General features: G+C 39.1%; 17 protein-coding genes. 11 read left to right on the top strand and 6 right to left on the bottom strand.

Annotation, left to right across the window (positions count from 1 at the left end):
- The first annotated feature begins 1 nt into the window (after position 1).
- The 7 genes from ccmD to GQR38_RS16395 are packed head-to-tail and all read left to right on the top strand — an operon-like array spanning position 2 to position 5,673.
- Positions 2-205: a heme exporter protein CcmD gene (ccmD, locus tag GQR38_RS16425; RefSeq protein ID WP_007585846.1), complete on the top strand. Its 204-nt coding sequence runs from the start codon at positions 2-4 to the stop codon at positions 203-205.
- Positions 202-681, top strand: coding sequence for a cytochrome c maturation protein CcmE (gene ccmE / locus GQR38_RS16420; protein WP_007585848.1), 480 nt, complete (start codon positions 202-204; stop codon positions 679-681). Before ccmD ends, ccmE begins: the two co-directional genes overlap by 4 nt.
- Before the next feature lie 2 nt (positions 682-683).
- Positions 684-2,654, top strand: coding sequence for a heme lyase CcmF/NrfE family subunit (locus tag GQR38_RS16415; RefSeq protein WP_024608158.1), 1,971 nt, complete (start codon positions 684-686; stop codon positions 2,652-2,654).
- Positions 2,651-3,220 (top strand): redoxin family protein, encoded by a 570-nt coding sequence (locus GQR38_RS16410; protein WP_007585852.1) that lies wholly within the window; start codon positions 2,651-2,653, stop codon positions 3,218-3,220. Before GQR38_RS16415 ends, GQR38_RS16410 begins: the two co-directional genes overlap by 4 nt.
- Positions 3,220-3,681, top strand: coding sequence for a cytochrome c-type biogenesis protein (locus GQR38_RS16405; RefSeq protein WP_024608157.1), 462 nt, complete (start codon positions 3,220-3,222; stop codon positions 3,679-3,681). The genes GQR38_RS16410 and GQR38_RS16405 overlap by 1 nt, the downstream gene beginning before the upstream one ends.
- On the top strand, positions 3,682-4,932 hold the full coding sequence (gene ccmI, locus GQR38_RS16400; RefSeq protein WP_024606197.1) for a c-type cytochrome biogenesis protein CcmI: 1,251 nt from the start codon (positions 3,682-3,684) through the stop codon (positions 4,930-4,932).
- 9 nt (positions 4,933-4,941) lie between these two features.
- Positions 4,942-5,673 carry a VacJ family lipoprotein gene (locus GQR38_RS16395; protein WP_007585858.1) on the top strand — a complete coding sequence of 244 codons (732 nt, stop codon included), beginning with the start codon at positions 4,942-4,944 and terminating at the stop codon, positions 5,671-5,673.
- Between the two features lie 49 nt (positions 5,674-5,722).
- Here GQR38_RS16395 and GQR38_RS16390 read toward each other — a convergent pair whose 3' ends face one another.
- Both GQR38_RS16390 and GQR38_RS16385 read right to left on the bottom strand, forming a co-directional pair.
- Positions 5,723-7,054: an IS4 family transposase gene (locus tag GQR38_RS16390; RefSeq protein ID WP_024589925.1), complete on the bottom strand. Its 1,332-nt coding sequence runs from the start codon at positions 7,052-7,054 to the stop codon at positions 5,723-5,725.
- A gap of 117 nt (positions 7,055-7,171) precedes the next feature.
- Positions 7,172-8,398: an HDOD domain-containing protein gene (locus tag GQR38_RS16385; RefSeq protein WP_165721596.1), complete on the bottom strand. Its 1,227-nt coding sequence runs from the start codon at positions 8,396-8,398 to the stop codon at positions 7,172-7,174.
- Positions 8,399-8,730: 332 nt separating this feature from the next.
- Between GQR38_RS16385 and putP the strand changes: the two genes are divergently transcribed.
- Positions 8,731-10,209: a sodium/proline symporter PutP gene (gene putP / locus GQR38_RS16380; protein WP_101217622.1), complete on the top strand. Its 1,479-nt coding sequence runs from the start codon at positions 8,731-8,733 to the stop codon at positions 10,207-10,209.
- A 275-nt stretch (positions 10,210-10,484) separates the two neighbouring features.
- On the opposite strand, the gene GQR38_RS16375 is transcribed toward putP, so the two are convergent.
- On the bottom strand, positions 10,485-10,802 hold the full coding sequence (locus GQR38_RS16375) for a YebG family protein (RefSeq protein WP_007584105.1): 318 nt from the start codon (positions 10,800-10,802) through the stop codon (positions 10,485-10,487).
- Between the two features lie 313 nt (positions 10,803-11,115).
- Between GQR38_RS16375 and GQR38_RS16370 the strand changes: the two genes are divergently transcribed.
- Positions 11,116-11,412 (top strand): helix-hairpin-helix domain-containing protein, encoded by a 297-nt coding sequence (locus GQR38_RS16370; protein WP_024589927.1) that lies wholly within the window; start codon positions 11,116-11,118, stop codon positions 11,410-11,412.
- Between the two features lie 24 nt (positions 11,413-11,436).
- On the opposite strand, the gene GQR38_RS16365 is transcribed toward GQR38_RS16370, so the two are convergent.
- A complete protein-coding gene (locus tag GQR38_RS16365) occupies positions 11,437-11,739 on the bottom strand; it encodes a DUF6170 family protein (RefSeq protein ID WP_010553884.1) in 303 nt (100 codons plus the stop codon).
- 1 nt (position 11,740) lies between these two features.
- Positions 11,741-12,259: a disulfide bond formation protein DsbB gene (gene dsbB / locus GQR38_RS16360; RefSeq protein ID WP_007584117.1), complete on the bottom strand. Its 519-nt coding sequence runs from the start codon at positions 12,257-12,259 to the stop codon at positions 11,741-11,743.
- A 543-nt stretch (positions 12,260-12,802) separates the two neighbouring features.
- On the opposite strand from dsbB, the gene fadR reads away from it, so the two are divergent.
- Both fadR and GQR38_RS16350 read left to right on the top strand, forming a co-directional pair.
- The gene (gene fadR, locus GQR38_RS16355) at positions 12,803-13,516 is read left to right on the top strand and encodes a fatty acid metabolism transcriptional regulator FadR (protein WP_004335692.1); all 714 of its coding nucleotides are present in this window, start codon (positions 12,803-12,805) and stop codon (positions 13,514-13,516) included.
- Positions 13,517-13,880: 364 nt separating this feature from the next.
- A complete protein-coding gene (locus GQR38_RS16350; protein ID WP_007378637.1) occupies positions 13,881-14,486 on the top strand; it encodes a peroxiredoxin C in 606 nt (201 codons plus the stop codon).
- 59 nt (positions 14,487-14,545) lie between these two features.
- Here GQR38_RS16350 and GQR38_RS16345 read toward each other — a convergent pair whose 3' ends face one another.
- Positions 14,546-17,137, bottom strand: a complete 2,592-nt coding sequence (locus tag GQR38_RS16345; RefSeq protein ID WP_024608153.1) for a TonB-dependent receptor — start codon at positions 17,135-17,137, stop codon at positions 14,546-14,548.
- Positions 17,138-17,200: the final 63 nt, after the last annotated feature.

Here is a 17,200-nt window from a genome sequence, read left to right as displayed (position 1 = left end):
TATGCAGTTTGACTCTTTTTCTGATTTTATTGCAATGGGAGGCTACGGGTTTTATATCTGGCTTTCTTTTGGTACATGCGCCCTTATTTTACTCGGTATTTTAGTGAACTCTTTAAGAGATACCAAACGTATTATGGCTTCAGTTGAGCAACAAATAATACGTGAAGCGCGAATTAAAAAAGCTAAACAGGAACAAGCCTCATGAATCCAAGACGTAAAAAACGCCTATTGGTAATTATTGCCGTACTGTTTGGTATTGGTGGATCAATTGGTTTAGTGCTTTATGCACTTCAAGAAAATATTAATCTTTTTTATACACCAAGCGAACTTATTGATGGCAAAGGGCCTAATAAAGAAAAACCATTCATTGGCCAAAAGCTACGTATTGGTGGCATGGTTGTACCAGGCACGGTTGAGCGTAATGAACAGAGCTTACAAGTAAGCTTTAAGCTAATTGATACAGGTCCATTAGTGACCGTGCGTTATCAAGGCATATTGCCAGACTTGTTTCGTGAGGGGCAAGGCATTGTAGCGCAGGGCGTATTAATCGAACCTAATGTTATTGAAGCATTTGAAGTGCTTGCAAAGCATGACGAAGAATATATGCCAGCAGAAGTTGCAGAGGCAGTTAAAGGTATTAAGCACGAAAAACCAAAATACAACTTAGATAGTGGTAATTAGCTATGATCCCAGAAATTGGTTATTTTTCTTTAACGCTTGCCATGGTGCTAAGCGTTTTACTGTGTATTTTTCCTCTTTGGGGCGCGCATACCGGTAATCTTCGATTAATGCGTGCAGCTCCCTCTTTAGCAATTGGGCAATTCGCTTTTGTTTTAATCTCTTTTGCAGCACTTATTTACGCCAGTGTAACGGATGATTTTACCGTATCGTATGTGGCATATCATTCAAGTAGTACACTGCCTTGGTATTACAAAATCACCTCTACATGGGGCGGCCATGAAGGCGCTATTTTACTGTGGTTAGTAATGCAAGCAGGTTGGACTGCCGTTGTCGCTGCGCGTTCTAAATCATTACCTTGGGTACTACGTGCTCGCGTATTGGGCGTACTTGGTTTTTTAGGTGTGGGTTTTATGATGTACACCTTACTACTTTCAAGCCCGTTTGAGCGCCTACTTCCTTATTTCCCTGTTGAAGGGCGTGATTTAAATCCGTTACTTCAAGATCCGGGCATGATTATTCACCCGCCATTACTGTACATGGGTTATGTAGGGCTATCAGTTGCTTTCTCTTTTGCTATTGCTGCGTTGTTAACCGGTAAGCTTGATAACACATGGGCTAAGTGGTCACGTCCGTGGACAATGACTGCATGGGGCTTTTTAACTCTAGGAATCACAATTGGTAGCTGGTGGGCATATTCAGAGCTTGGCTGGGGCGGCTGGTGGTTCTGGGATCCAGTCGAAAACGCATCATTAATGCCATGGCTTGTTGCAACAGCATTACTACACTCATTAAGCGTAACCGAAAAACGTGGTGTATTTAAATCGTGGACCGTACTACTTGCTATCGCAGCATTTTCATTAAGCTTGTTAGGCACCTTTATTGTACGTTCGGGTATTATTGTATCGGTGCATGCTTTTGCAACAGACCCTGATAGAGGCTTATTTATACTCGCCTTTTTAGGCATCGTTGTAGGTGGTGGCTTAGCGTTATATGCACTGCGTGTATCGCAAGTACATAGTGAAGGCCGATACAAGTTTGTATCACGCGAAGTGGCGTTATGGCTCAATAATATATTTTTAGTAGTTGCTACATTAATCGTATTGCTGGGTACGTTATTACCTATGGTTCATAAAGAAATGGGCTTGGGCAGTATTTCTATTGGCGAACCGTTTTTTAATAAGATGTTTGCAATAATTCTAGTACCATTTGCTATTTTGATGGGGATAGGGCCATTTTTACGCTGGAAGCAAAATAAATGGGCTTTCTTACAAAACAAAATATTAATGGGCGTATTAGCCAGTGTAGTGATTACCTGTGCTTGGTTGTTTTCAAGTTACGATTTAGTAAAACCACTTACGCTACTAGCCACTACGCTTGCGGTTTGGATTGCCATATCAACTGGGATCGACATTTACACTAAATCTGCTGTGCATGGCACCTTAAAAGAAGGTTTAAAACGCTTAGGTGTAAGTTACTGGGCTATGGTGCTTGGGCATATTGGTATTTCGTTTGTTATTGCAGGTGTAACGCTTACATCTGCGTATTCAGTTGAGCGTGACGTATCGATGAAGCAAGGCGATACAGTTCAGCTTAACGAGTATGAATACCGTTTTGATGGTGTTAAAACTATTCGCGGGCCGAACTACAGTGGTCATGCTGGTGTTGTATCGGTGCTTAAAAACAATGAGCTAGTAACACGCTTACACGCCGAAAAACGTAAGTATGATATTGGTATGCAGTTTATGACCGAGGCGGCCATAGATGCAGGCTTTACACGTGATTTATACTTAGCGTTAGGTGAGCAGTTGAGCCAAGGTGCATGGTCACTTCGCATTTATCATAAACCGTTTGTTCGTTGGATGTGGATTGGTGGTGTGCTTATTTCCCTAGCTGGATTTATGATTTTATTTGATAAACGCTACCGTACATCAGCTAAAACAACGCGTAAGGCTGCATCGGAGAGTGTTTTATGAACCGTAAGATTTTAGCTATTGCGCCGCTTTTGGTGTTTGCTTTTGTGTGTGTATTTTTATACCAAGGTCTTTTTGCTAACCCTCGTGAAATTCAAACGGGGCGGTTAGGCCAAGAAATGCCAGCATTTAATTTACCTGATTTAATGCAAGACAATAAGCCGTGGACTAACGAGTCGTTAAAAGGTGAGGTTTACTTACTAAATGTGTGGGGGACTTGGTGCCCTACATGTTTAGTTGAGCTTGGCTATTTAACTAAGTTGCGTGAGCAAGGCGTTAAAATTATTGGGCTTTATTACGTACAAGGTTACGACGCCGACTTTGATGGCCCTTTTGATATGCAATCACTTCGCACAGAAGTGAGCGATATGCTGCAACGTGCAGGTGATCCATATCAGTTTAATATATTAGATTTACATCGTACTTTGTCGTTAGATTTAGGTGTTTCGGGTGCGCCTGAAACATTTTTAGTCGATAAAAACGGCACTATTTTGTTGCATCACACGGGCGATATAAACCCGCGAGTATGGCGAGCTAAATTTGCGCCAATTATGCAGGAGCTTAAATAATGAAATGGTTACTACTTACGCTTAGCCTTTTTGTAAGCATGGGTGCGCTTGCAGAGCAAGATCGCTATCAATTTGATAACAACAAACAAGCGATATTGTTTGAAGAGCTAACTAAAGAGCTGCGCTGTCCTAAGTGTCAAAATCAAAACATTGCGGACTCTGACGCTGTTGTTGCTAAAGACTTGCGCGATAAAGTACTTGTATTGGTTAAAGAAGGTAAGAGCAAAGACGAAGTGATTGATTACATGATTGACCGCTTTGGCTATTTTGTTCATTACGACCCACCAGTTACACCAGCGACTTTAGTACTTTGGGTATTACCTGTATTAATTGTCATAGTCGGCTTTGGTTTTATTGTTATTCGCCAGCGAAAAGCATCAGTAAAACAAACGTGGAGCAGTGACGACGAAATGCTGTTAGCTAAGCTAATTGAACAAAATAAACGTCAGGAGCAAAGTTAAATGATTTTAATGTGGGCGTGTTTTGCTTTACTCACACTGGTTGCTCTTGGGTTTGTGATGTTGCCTTTTTTAAAAAAAGAGCGCGTTCAAACAATTACTCATAACGCCAATGCTGAGCTAATTAGCATTTATGAGCAGCGTTTAGTTGATTTACAAACCGATTTAGATAATCAGCGTATTGATACCGTAAATCATGCAGAATCAATTATTGAATTAAAACGCCGTTTATTGAATGAGTTATCACCAGAAAAATCACTAAACAGCAAAGGTAATAATCGTATTTTTGCTTTAACTGGTGGCGCATTTGTTCTTGCTCTAACAGGTGTTTTTTATGGTTTAACGGGTAGTCAGCAGCAAATTTCGGCTTGGCATGATGCAATGGATAATTTAGCTGATTACGGCGAGCGTGCTGTAATGCAAAAAGGTGAGCCGCTTAGCCAGAATGAGCTGCAGGCTTTTGCATTGGCACTTCGTACAAAGCTTAGCCGCTCAGGTGATGACGAAGTCGCTTGGATGCTACTTGGACGAGTTGCTATGTCGCTTAATGAATTTGACATGGCGCAGCAGTCATTTGATAAAGCACTTCGTATGAATCCTGATAATATGCAGGTACTTATTAGTTATAGCCAAGTTTTATTACTAGAAGGTAGCGAAGCTAATATGACTCGTGCGGCAGGTATGCTCTCAAAAGTACTAAAAGTTGAGCCTACCAATTTAGATGCAATTTCGTTATTAGCACTCATTGCTTATGAACGTAAAGATTGGCCTCAAGCCAAAGCTGCATTTGAAGTTTTACTTGCGAGTATGGAAAAAAATGATTCTCGTTATAGCATGATCTCTGAGCGTATCGCTGATATAGAGAAGCAAATGCAAACGGATGGCTCTGTTATGCCAGTTACTACAACGGGTGCTATTGCAGTTACAGTCGACATTGCAAAAGAGCTTATAGATAAACAGCCAAAAGACGGTATCTTGTTTATATTTGCAAAAGCAGCAAGTGGTTCGCCAATGCCATTAGCTGCTGTTAAACTCGCTAAATATTCATTTCCAATTACAGTTGAGTTGAGTGATAGTAGTGCAATGGTTGCAGGGCTTAACTTATCTAGTGCAGAAAATATTATTATTTCGGCGCGTATTTCTATAGATGACTCGGTTATGCCAAGTTCTGGTGAGCTAGAAGGTCATTCAGAGTCGTTAAAGCGTGAAAGTGTAAGTGACTACCAACTTCAAATTGATACATTAATACCTTAAGGACGTTAGATGTTAAAACACAGTTTTACTTTTTTATGTTTATTGATACTAGCCGGGTGTGCTCAAGTGCCACAAAGCAAAGTAGATGACAGAGATCCGCTGCAAAGTATTAATCGTCCGTTATACGACTTTAATATGGATGTACTGGATGCTTATTTATTGCGCCCAGTTGCTGTAGGTTATGTTGAAGTAACGCCTGTACCGGTAAGAAACGGTATTGTTAATTTTACAGGTAATATTACAGCACCTGTCGATATGATTAATGCGGGTTTGCAAGGTAAGCCGGGTAATGCAAGTGTGAGCTTAGCGCGTTTTTTAGTTAACTCTACGGTTGGTATTTTTGGTATTTTTGATGTTGCCAGCTCACTTGGTCTTGAAATTGTAGATGAAGACTTTGGACAAACGTTAGGTGTATGGGGCGTGGGTGATGGCGCTTATTTAATGCTACCTGGCATGGGTCCTACAACAGCACGTAACCTGACCGGTGATGTAGTCGACAACTTTGTATTGCCTGAAGTTGCGCTAACGACTCCACAAACTATTCTAGTGTTTGTTTTAAAAGCGGTAGAAGCTCGTGCATCATTAATACCTCAAGAAGGGCTATTAAATGATTCACTTGATCCGTACTTATTTGTAAAAGATATCTACTTTCAGCGTCAAATTTATGAGCTGTACGATGGCAACCCACCTATAAAAGAAGAGCCAGCTGATTTTGATGAAGACTTTTTAGAAAGTTTATAATTGAAAAGCCACTCATAAAAACGCCAGCTAAATGCTTAACACCACTCGTTTAAGAACGAGTGGTGTTTTTTCGTTTATACCTAACTGGATATTTTTGTGTCTTTGCGAGCACCGTTCGCGGATAAGCTTTTCGCTTTCTTTTCTCCGGTAATATTAGCCGTTTACCGTTTTCACGTAGTTCTTTTAGCTTTTTAGGGATTGTCCCGGGGCTTCGACCTGAGCACCATAAAAACTCGTCTTGTATTAGGTATAATGCGTTTATGAAACTGATGCGTAATGGCTCCACTTTATGGGCTTTAGCCATCTCTGCCATTTCAAGTCTCACGATATTGTATGACGTCAGAATACCCCAGAGCTCTTGATAAATACCTTCCTGTTTCAAGCTCCGTAGCGCTGGCTTATTAGATAATTGATATTGCTTGAGCTCACCATATCCTCGCTCTATTTCCCATCGTTGCCAATAAACATCGAGTAGCGCTTTCAGCGGGTACTTTTCTGGACAGGCGCATGAGGTGATGAACCCTTTTATTTCACCTTTAGGTGTCGGAATTTGAATAAGCCTTGCTTGCCATGTATCACCTAGGTAAGGGGCTGATTTTTTAGCTTGTGGCGAAATAGGCATTGTTATTAAGTGGTCGTAATCGCTAAATGATTCCGTTATTTCATAGCGCATTTTACTTTTGATGGGCGTAAGCCAATGATGATTTTCGCTAACACCTTGCCAGCTCGTGAATAGTTCAGCCGAAAAGAAACCTCTATCAAATAGAGTTAGTGAATGTTCAGGTGCTGAGCCAACAAGCTGTTGAGCATAATGAATTTCACTTTGAGTAATGGGGCCAAACGCTGCATCGGATATTAAATGCGTTCTTGTCGACATCAAGGTTACAGCAAGTACTGAGGGGAAGTTCGTTGTCGATTGAGCATAGCCAAAATGACGGTTACTCGGCGTATCTTGGGTTTTAAATTGTGTACCGTCAACGCTTAGCAGCTTTAAACCACACACGTCATCAAAAGTTTGCGACTGCTCCCACTGCGTTGCTGTATGTTTAAAAAGGTGTTTCATAGGCGCTGCGCCTAGCTTTTCTTTCCCTTTTATAATACTGCTGGTCGCCAATGGTGGAAGCTCTCCTTTAGCGTCAGGAAAAGCGAGCTCTAGTTTGTCACAGACTTCAGATATTGAGCGGTTTCTTAATAAACCAATTCCTAACACAAGCCAAGCGGCTTGTTCGGCGGGGAAGCGTCGTTTGCGTACAGAGGCTCTTCCTGTTTGGGTAACAGCTTCTTCAATCCACTCAAGGGGAATGTGCTTAGTGAACGAATCAATATCACGATCTTGGCAAAACTCAGTCGTAAGGTGTAATTCTTTAATAAATTCAGACATAAAAATAGGCCACAACTTCTGTTGTAGCCTATTATGAGCCCTTTGAAAGATCGTTCAATTAGCTTAAACGATCTGCATTAAGCTAAATGCTGGCGTTTTTATTTGCTGTTTATATATTTATTTTTCGTTCACTACTAACTGCATTTGTTCATTAACCCAAGCTAGCGCTTCATGATAAGCATCGGGAACTTTTTCACCTAGATTTAGCTCTTCCGTTAGCTCGTTTGCAGCTGACCAGTTTGCTTGTTCGTAGTATTTAACTAAGTTTAAATATTTTGCTAGCAAGCCTTCATCGTTTAATAGCGCTGCTTTTATATCATTAGAAAGTGGAAGCTTTTTCATGACGCTTTCCATACTCTCATCTAAAATAGCATCCATTAGCGACATCATACCGGTTAAAAATGCCATGCCGGTATCTTTAAACTGCCCATGGGATATAGCGAGCAATTCAGCAAATCGAGCGCGCGTAAGCGATAGCCTAATTAGCTCTACAGGTTTGTCTGCTGATACTTGTGCTGCAAACAGTAGTGACAATAGCTTTTTAATTTCATTGGCGCCAAGCACTATAAGAGCTTGCTTAATGGTACTTATTTCTGCGCGTCTTGCAAATGCGGCAGAATTTGAATACCTAAGTAATTTATAAGATAGGTTTACATCACGTTCAAACACATCAGTGATTTTCTTAAGATCCATATCAACACTTGATGTTTCGTAAAGTAATTCAGCTAATGCCATTTCTGATGGTGGTAGAGCCTTACTTTGTACCATTTCAGGTTTTGAGAAGAAAAATCCTTGGAAATAATCAAACCCAAGCTCTAAAGCTTGTTGGTAAATTTCATAGGTTTCTACTTTTTCGGCAAGTAACTTAATATGTGAGTGCGGTTTTAAATCGTTTAGAACCGTTTTTATTGTATCTATATCGGATGCTAAAAAGTCTATTTTAATAATATCAATAAATGGGTAAAAATGACGCCATACAGGTTGATGAATATAGTCATCAAGAGCAATAGTGTAACCTTTATCTTTTAAATCTTTAACGATAGCTAATAAACGCTTACCAGGCTGGATAGTCTCAAGTATTTCTACAACTATAGTGTCTTTACCTAGTAGTGTAGGGTAACCCTTTGATAGTGTTTCTAGGGTGAAGTTTATATAGGCAGGTTTATTGTCAGTTAAATCTTCTAAACCAAAATTAAACTGGCTACCCTCTATAAGTCGTGTTGTTGCTTCGTCACCATCTATATCGGGAAATACGTTATCAACGCCATCACGAAATAAAAGCTCATAACCGATAAGTTTTTTATCTCTATCTAAAATCGGTTGACGTGCAGCGTAAAAATACATAAACAGTTCCGTAAGAGTGATGTAATTGGGTATTGTAATAATATATGGCAAAAGATTCAAAATAGCATTACGTATATTTGCATGATTAATAAATTATCATTATAAATTAAGGTGTTTCTTCTATTTAATTTATTATATTTTACTAATTCGCTTTAAAATTATTCAACATGAGTATTTTTGTATCAGCTGGAAGCAACAAGTTGGAGATTTTATTGTTAGGCATGATATAGTCAGCGAGAATGGTTTTTATCCTAATAGTGTCTTTATTATAATATTTTAAGAGTCAATATTCGGATCAAGAGCCTGTTATTAATAATTATGCGGAGGCTAATTTGGAAACAGGAATGATTATTTCACTAGCATTATATTTTGTTGTAATGTTAGGTATCGGACTATATGCATATAAGCAATCTACTGGCGATGTATCAGGTTACATGTTAGGTGGACGAAATCTATCACCAAGTGTTGCTGCACTATCTGCAGGTGCATCTGACATGAGTGGCTGGATTTTAATGGGCCTACCTGGTGCGATGTTTGTTACTGGTTTTAGTAGTACATGGATAGCAATTGGTTTGGTGATTGGTGCTTGGTTAAATTACCTGTTAGTTGCACCTAGATTACGTGTGTACACTGAAAAAGCAAATGACTCTATAACAATCCCAGATTACTTCTCAAATCGCTTCAATGATAAGTCAAACTTATTACGTGTTGTATCAGCTGTTGTGATTATAGTCTTCTTTACTCTTTACACGTCATCTGGTGTTGTAGCCGGCGGAAAATTGTTTGAAAGCTCATTTGGTCTAAGTTATGAAGTGGGTTTATACATTACAACGGGTGTCGTTGTTTTATACACTTTGTTTGGTGGTTTTTTAGCGGTTAGCTTAACTGATTTCGTGCAAGGTTGTATTATGTTCATCGCACTGATTCTAGTGCCTACTGTTGCATACTCTTTACTTGAACAACCTCTGGAATCTACTTTACATAGTGTAAATCCAGATATGCTTAACTGGATTGGAGCAGGCTCTGCATTAGGTATTATTTCTGCAATGGCATGGGGTTTAGGTTATTTTGGTCAACCACATATCATCGTTCGTTTTATGTCGGTACGTAGTGTTAAGGATATGCCTAAAGCTCGCCGTATTGGTATGACATGGATGATTGTTGCTGCCCTTGGTGCTGTTGGTACTGGTATATTTGGTGCTGCTTATACTTATGAAAATAATATTGTAGTTGAAGATCCTGAAACGATTTTCCTAATTCTTTCTGAGTTATTGTTCCACCCACTTATTGCTGGCTTTTTACTAGCTGCAATTTTGGCTGCTATCATGAGTACTATCTCATCGCAATTGCTAGTAAGCTCAAGTTCATTGACTGAAGATTTATATAAAACATTTTTACGTAAAGATGCTAGCGACTTTGAATTAGTTACTGTTGGTCGAATTAGCGTTGCATTTGTTGCCCTGTTTGCAATTTATTTAGCGTACGATAGAGATAGCTCTATTTTAGACCTAGTAAGTAATGCATGGGCGGGCTTTGGTGCTGCTTTTGGACCACTTGTATTGTTTAGCCTTTATTGGAAACGTATGAATTTTGCTGGCGCCTTATCTGGTATGTTAGTAGGTGCGTTTACAGTGCTTGTTTGGATTTATGGTCCGTTTACTATTAATGGTGAAAGTTTAAGTAGCTTTATGTATGAAATAGTACCTGGCTTTATTTTAGCGAGTATCGCAATTGTTGTTGTTAGCTTAGTAACAAAAGAGCCAGAGCAAAACATCACTGCTTTATTTGATGAAGTAGAAAAAGAGCTTTAAATAGCAATTACTATTCATTTTAAAATGAGTAGTAAGTAATACCAATCCGCGATAATACTTAATCATTTTGCGGTGCTAAACGTGTTGCTACCGGCGTTAAAAAATTATCATTTAGAACAACTAAATATCAAATTTTTTGCCTAGCTATCAACACGTTTTTCCATCCTCAAAATAGATCACTTAATTAAGCGAATTGGTATAATAAAAAAGGGAGCAACTAAGTTGCTCCCTTTTTTATTTAGTTTGTCCCGTCCGAGGAGAGGGCAATCTACGAGTTAACTTGCTTTTTTATCGTTGTTATCTTCAATTGATGCAACGTTATCTGACTTTTTACTTTTTGCTGGCGCTTTGGTAACAACTGGATCTTTGCCGCCCTTTAATATGGTCATAAAGTCATCTTTGCTTTTCGCTATTTCTAAAGCAAGTGATTCAATTTGTTGCTCACTAAGCGGTACGTCTACCTTTTCTAGCATTAGCTCAAGTGATTCTGCTATATCGAGCATCTTGTCATAAGCATCAGCTTCTTTTTTGGTAGTAAACGTCATACGCTCGACTCCGTTTCGTTCTACAACATATTTAACAACAACAGCCATGATTTCTCCTGCAAAATTGCTTGGCACCGTGGTTTGTAAAAACCATTAGATTACTGTTTTTATGTACAGTAATGGTTTGGGCGTAAATTTGCAAGCGCGAAGTATTAATTTTTAGGTGTCTTAAATTTGACAAAAAACGGTAACTTTACTTTAGTTAAGCAATCACTTGTTGTACCAGCTGCATTTTCAGGATTTCGGATCATAGTGATAATGCGTTTAGGTACACTTTAAATGATGAGCTTTTCAGTTCCTTACTTTTTGGTTTTCCTGAGCAACATTCAAAATTAAGAAAAGAAGAATAGGGACAAGTTTGATGAAAACGTTAAAAAATTTATTCATAATAAGCTTATTATGCTTACTACCTGCAACTACCGTATATGCACAATTATCGGAAGTAACTAAGCAAATGCCTCAAGTTGAGACAATTAGTATAAATAATGCTGATGCAGATATGCTTGCTAAGCTACCGGGTATAGGTAAGAAAAAAGCGCAGGCAATTGTGGATTACCGTGAAGAAAACGGCGAATTTAAAAGCGTTAGTGATTTATCGCAAGTTAAAGGAATTGGTAAAAAACTATTAGCCAAATTAGAGGGGAAAATTTCACTTTAATAGCAGTAGATAACAATCAGGGCGCTATGCGCCCTGATTAAATTGTTTTAATGCATCGCTTAAGTGTTTTTTAGCAAAGTTGATTTCAATAGGTGTTGTTAAAAGTGGGTAGCAAAGTCCGCCGAGTATCAAAAACGGGATTAATATCCAACCTTTAAATACCGTGAATATTAAAAATAGTGGACTTAGTAATATTAATTTAATAATACGCAGTAACACTTTATCAGTTGGCGATAACATACTTAAAGAAAGTGCTATTACGTCTTGGCGCTTGCGTACTTTTAGATGTTTAAGCTCATCTAATTGGCTTGAAAAAAATGTAAACATATCAAATCGACTTTTTAATTAATAAACGGCCAATAACTATAATAAATAGTGTTAGTGAGAAAATCCCAAATATAATTTCCATCCAAGCAGGCATGCTCAAACCAACAAACTGCCAATCTATATTTCCACAATCCCCGGTCGCCTGAAAAAAGCTAGGTATCCATTCATGTAACGGCATAAACGACGGAAAGTTTGGTTCAAACTCACAGCTAAATGCAAAAGGGTCTGTGGTGGTTTGCATATCAATATGCTCGCGAGCAATTAAATATCCCCAAACACTCGATACACCCCAAATTACATACGCTAATATACGAACTGCTTTGCTCTGTGGTTTAGTCGAACCTACGATTCCTGCGCCTAATAGACCCAGTACGGCTGTACGTTGATATATGCACATTATGCAAGGCGCCAATCCCATTTGGTATTGAAAGAAAAGGGCGGTCACTTCAAGTAAAAAAACGATAGCTGTAAATAAAAGCCACGGGGTACGTTGGGTGGGTAATTGGGCAAGCCAGTTCATAAAAATTCCGCGTTTAAATAAGACGTTAGATTATGACCTAGGATAATGTATGCGGCAACAAAAAGGAAAAAAAAGCTACCGAAGTCGCTTTTTATAAGATGAAATTATTGACCACTCAATGCAGCCTCAGCAGAGGCTACATGACGCTCTACTTAGTTCCCATTGATACATAAGCTTAGTTATATCGCTTACTTATACTACATGGTACATTGCCTAATCAATTCTTTAAAGTTGCGGTTAGAACGCTCTGTTGCATAGGTGTTCCTTTTTAATGTACTTATGTGTTTTAAGTTGATTAAGCTAGGTATGGTGTAAATAAAAAATACCAATAATTACAATGTACCTACAATGAATATTGCTCTGTATATTTATACATTGTAGCTATATTAGAAAAACCTAAATTTTATTATTTATTAATCTTTAATTTCTACTCATTTGCTTATTAATATACCTGACTTTACTTGTTAGTTATGCTTCGTCTGGTACAATCAGTCAGTTATTCGTGTAAAACGATGAGTGTTGATTAATTCGAGTGGGAACTGGATGAGAATTTTTAAAGCGAAAAGCCCAGCAGGATTTGCTGAAGAATATATAGTTGAATCTATTTGGAACGGCGATTTCCCTCCAGGTTCAATTCTACCTGCCGAGCGAGAACTTTCAGAGTTAATTGGTGTAACAAGAACGACCTTGAGAGAAGTATTACAGCGTTTAGCACGTGATGGTTGGTTAACAATTCAGCATGGTAAACCAACAAAAGTAAATAACTTTTGGGAAACGTCTGGCTTAAATATTCTTGAAACACTAGCGCGCTTAGATGAAGACAAGATGCCTGAGCTGACAGATCAGCTTTTATCTGCACGTACTAATATTAGTGCTATTTATACACGTGCTGCAATTAAGTTAAATCCTGAACGTGTAATTGAAATTTTATCACAAAGTCATGAGCTAGAAGATACTGCGCAGGCATTTGCTGACTACGATTACAAAGTTCATCATGAATTAGCCGTTGCGGGTAATAACCGTATTTATGTATTAATACTCAACGGTTTTAGAGGCTTTTATTCAAAGATTGGTTGTCATTACTTCTCTGATGCTGGAACTCGTGAACTTGCTCGTCAGTTTTATAAAGATTTAACAATCTTGGCAGAAAATAAAGAGCACGATGGTGCTATTTCGATGATGCGTAAATACGGTCATCAAACAGGTGAGATTTGGCAAAAAATTCGAGGCGATATGCCCTCAGATATAATGGATTAAATTTAAACGAGAAACCTGCATTTGCAGGTTTTTTTGTAGCTGTAAAAATTAATACCGCATTATATGAATTTTTAAACAATTTAATGTATTAAGCTTTCTTCAGTAACGTCAAAAGTTCTATCTAATTACAACGCAATTTACACTTCAAAATAGACCTATTATTCAAGCAGATTAGTGCAAGTTGTAAGTGTTCGTTATTTTCGATTGCTCACATCGTTAAATGCGATTGTTCTTTTGTAGTGAATAACTTTAGAATGCCAATTAATTATATGTGTGCGCTATTGGTTTTTAATTTTTAGCGCCCATATAAGTACCAGCATTGCGAAAGCAATTGAAAACAAACTCAAAATATTTGGAGAATAAAATGGGTGTATTAGTAGGCCGCCAGGCACCAGACTTTACCGCTGCAGCTGTTCTTGGTAACGGTGAAATTGTAGATAGCTATAACCTTCATGAAACAATTAAAGGTAAAAAAGCAGTTATCTTCTTTTACCCACTAGATTTCACGTTTGTATGTCCTTCTGAACTTATTGCATTTGATAAGCGTTTTGAAGAGTTTCAAAAGCGTGGCGTAGAAGTAATTGGTGTTTCTATCGATTCACAATTCTCACATAACGCATGGCGTAACACTGCTGTTGCAGACGGCGGTATTGGTAAAGTTCAATACGCACTAGTTGCAGATGTTAAACACGAAATTTGTAAAGCGTATGACGTTGAGCATCCAGAAGCAGGTGTTGCATTTCGTGGTTCATTCTTAATCGACGAAGAAGGCAATGTACGTCACCAAGTAGTGAACGATTTACCACTAGGTCGTAACATCGACGAAATGCTTCGCATGGTTGACGCGCTAGCGTTCCACACTGAACACGGTGAAGTATGTCCTGCTGGTTGGACTGAAGGCAAAAAAGGTATGGACGCAAGCCCTGAAGGCGTTGCTAAGTTCTTATCTGAAAACGAAGGCGAGCTATAATTTAGCCCTTAGTTTTAAATAAAAAAACCGCCAATTGGCGGTTTTTTTGTGTCTTTTATTTAGAAAGAAAAGCTTACTTTAGTGTACAAGTAGCGACCACGAGGGTTATGCACAGCTGATGCATAACCGTATAAATCGCCATCGCCATCACCAATTGCAAATGGTGGCTCTTCATCAAATAAGTTATTAACACCTAAAGATATTTTAGCTGACTCAGTAATACGGTACGACGTTTGTAAATCAACAAGCGTTTGCGAGTCAATCATACGTGAAGTATTGCTATCAAAGTCTAAATTACCATCAAAGTCGATATCAGGCGTATCTTCAAATTCACCTACATAACTGATATTTACATTGGTGTTAAACTCACCAATTTCCCAGTTGGTTGAGAAAATAAAGCGATGCTCTGGGTAGCCATATTCACCAGTGTAATCACGACCATCTTTTTCAAACTTATCTTGATATGCCCACTCTAAATTAAATTTAAGTAAACCTAAGTCATCAAGAGAGTGGTTATAGTTTGCTGAAACATCAACACCAGATACTTCCTGCGATGATAAGTTTTTAAATGTGCTGTGTATTTTTTGTATTGTGCCTAAGCTTGCACCGCCTGTAGGGGCTAAACGAACACATACGGTACTATTTTGGTTACCACATTCTGCAGCATAAATAGGACCAAATTCTTCTTCATCGATTTTGTTATCTTGAGTAATACTCCATACATCAACACTTAAACCAAACTCAGCTGTTGGTGCCCAGATAACGCCTACGTTCCATGATTCTGACTCTTCTGCTTGTAAATCAGGGTTACCAGAGAACTCAATGTTGTAATCAAGTGCTTGGCAATCTAATCCTGTTTGTTCACAGCGCTGTGTATCAACAAAAAATTGGCTTTTTTGTGATGGACCTAAGCCTATTTGCGCTAACGAAGGCGCTCTAAAGCCTTGCGCCCAAGAACCACGAACCGTTACTTCGTCAGTCGGTGCCCAGCGCAGAGCTATTTTTGGATTTGTTGTTGTACCAAAGTCGCTATAATCATCGTAACGACCTGCTAATTGTAGTTCGAGGTTTTCAGCAAGTGGGATTGAGAACTCAACATATGCAGCGTATTGTTCACGATCAGCAGAAGCTGATACTGATTCAGTACCAAATATTAAGCCACGTTGAAATTGATCATCAGGGATATCATTTACATCTTCTTCACGGTACTCAATACCGGCGGCCATCATTACAGCTTCGCCACCAAAACTAAACGCTTCACCTGTAATGTTAGCGTCAAAAGAGGTCATATGAGACTCACCGCGACGCACTAAGCTAGTTGTGATTCTGTCAATTACAGCTGGGTCGTTATATGTGCCACCGAATGGATTATAGTTACCGGCATCAATTTCTTGTTGTAAGAAATCGGTGCGTACCCAGCCTTGTGTACGATCGCCTGTTTGTAGTGATTTGCTGCGACCTTTTTGTACCGCTGTCTCCCAGCTCCAATCGTTTATTTCGCCTTTTAACCCTGCAACAAAGCGTAAGGTGTCTGACTCAATGTCCCATTGGCGAGCGCCTGCATCTACTGTACGGTAACGACCAATTTGAATGTCTTCACCAAATGGATTGTTTGGGTGGTTAGCGGGTACCGTAAGGCCTGCATCTTCATCAAGTGGTGTTGGTGCACCTGCAGCGACAGAGCTGTTATGCTGAACAGCCATTTCTAAAAAGCCAGTAATGCCGTTATCAAAGCGGTATTCAAATTGTGAAATAGCGCCTACACGCTCAGATGCTGGGGCAACATATCCATATGGGCCGTAATCAAATAAACAGCTACCACTTGAAGTTGCATTTTCAGCAGGACAGGCAGGGTCGATTGTTTTAACGCCATCCACATAAAAGTAGCCAGGGAAACCACGAGATGAACGGAAATCTTCACCACCATAAGGTGCTTGGTTTGCAGTGCCAAGGCTGCCCATTTCATCAGAAGAAAGAGATGTGTTTTTAAAGTAATCGATAATAACAGATGCACTACTTTTTTCGCTTGTTGTACCCCAAACTAGGCTTGCTGTTGTTTCTTCATAATTTGGACCATCCGTACCGCCATAGCCTAGGTTAATCTCAACACCATCAATATCTTTCTTTAAGATAACGTTAACTACACCCGCTACTGCATCTGAGCCATAGATAGCTGAAGCGCCATCTTTTAGTATGTCGATACGCTCAATAGCAGAAACTGGAATACTGTTAATATCTACAAATGAGTTGGTGATACCTTCAGCAAAGGCACTAATTGATACACGGCGACCATTAATTAATACCAGTGTTGCATCGGCTCCTAAGCCACGTAAGCTTACTGCAGCTGAACCGTTAGCGGTTGAATCTTGGTTGTTACCACGAGTAGAGAAAGTACCGCTACCTGCTACAGGCATTCTTTCTAGAAGTTGCTGTAAATTATCGTAACCCATGTTTTCGATTTCAGCTCTACCGATTGATTGTACCGGAGAAGGCCCTTCAATATCAGTTCGCTTAATACGAGAACCAGTAACCTGAATTCGCTCTACTTTTTTAGCTTCTTCTGCTGCGTAGGCTGTTGTTGTAAAACCTGCTGATAATGCGAGTGTTGCGCCCACAATAATGCTTGGTGTAAATGCAGTTGATTGCTTCATCCTTAAGTCCTTGTTGATATATTATAAAATTATTTGCTTAACAAGCGCGGGTATTAATATCAT

It is taken from the genome of Pseudoalteromonas sp. c7(2019) (assembly GCF_011378625.1).
In the GTDB taxonomy this organism is placed as follows: domain Bacteria; phylum Pseudomonadota; class Gammaproteobacteria; order Enterobacterales; family Alteromonadaceae; genus Pseudoalteromonas; species Pseudoalteromonas arctica.
This window is presented reverse-complemented; position numbering and strand designations above follow the sequence as displayed.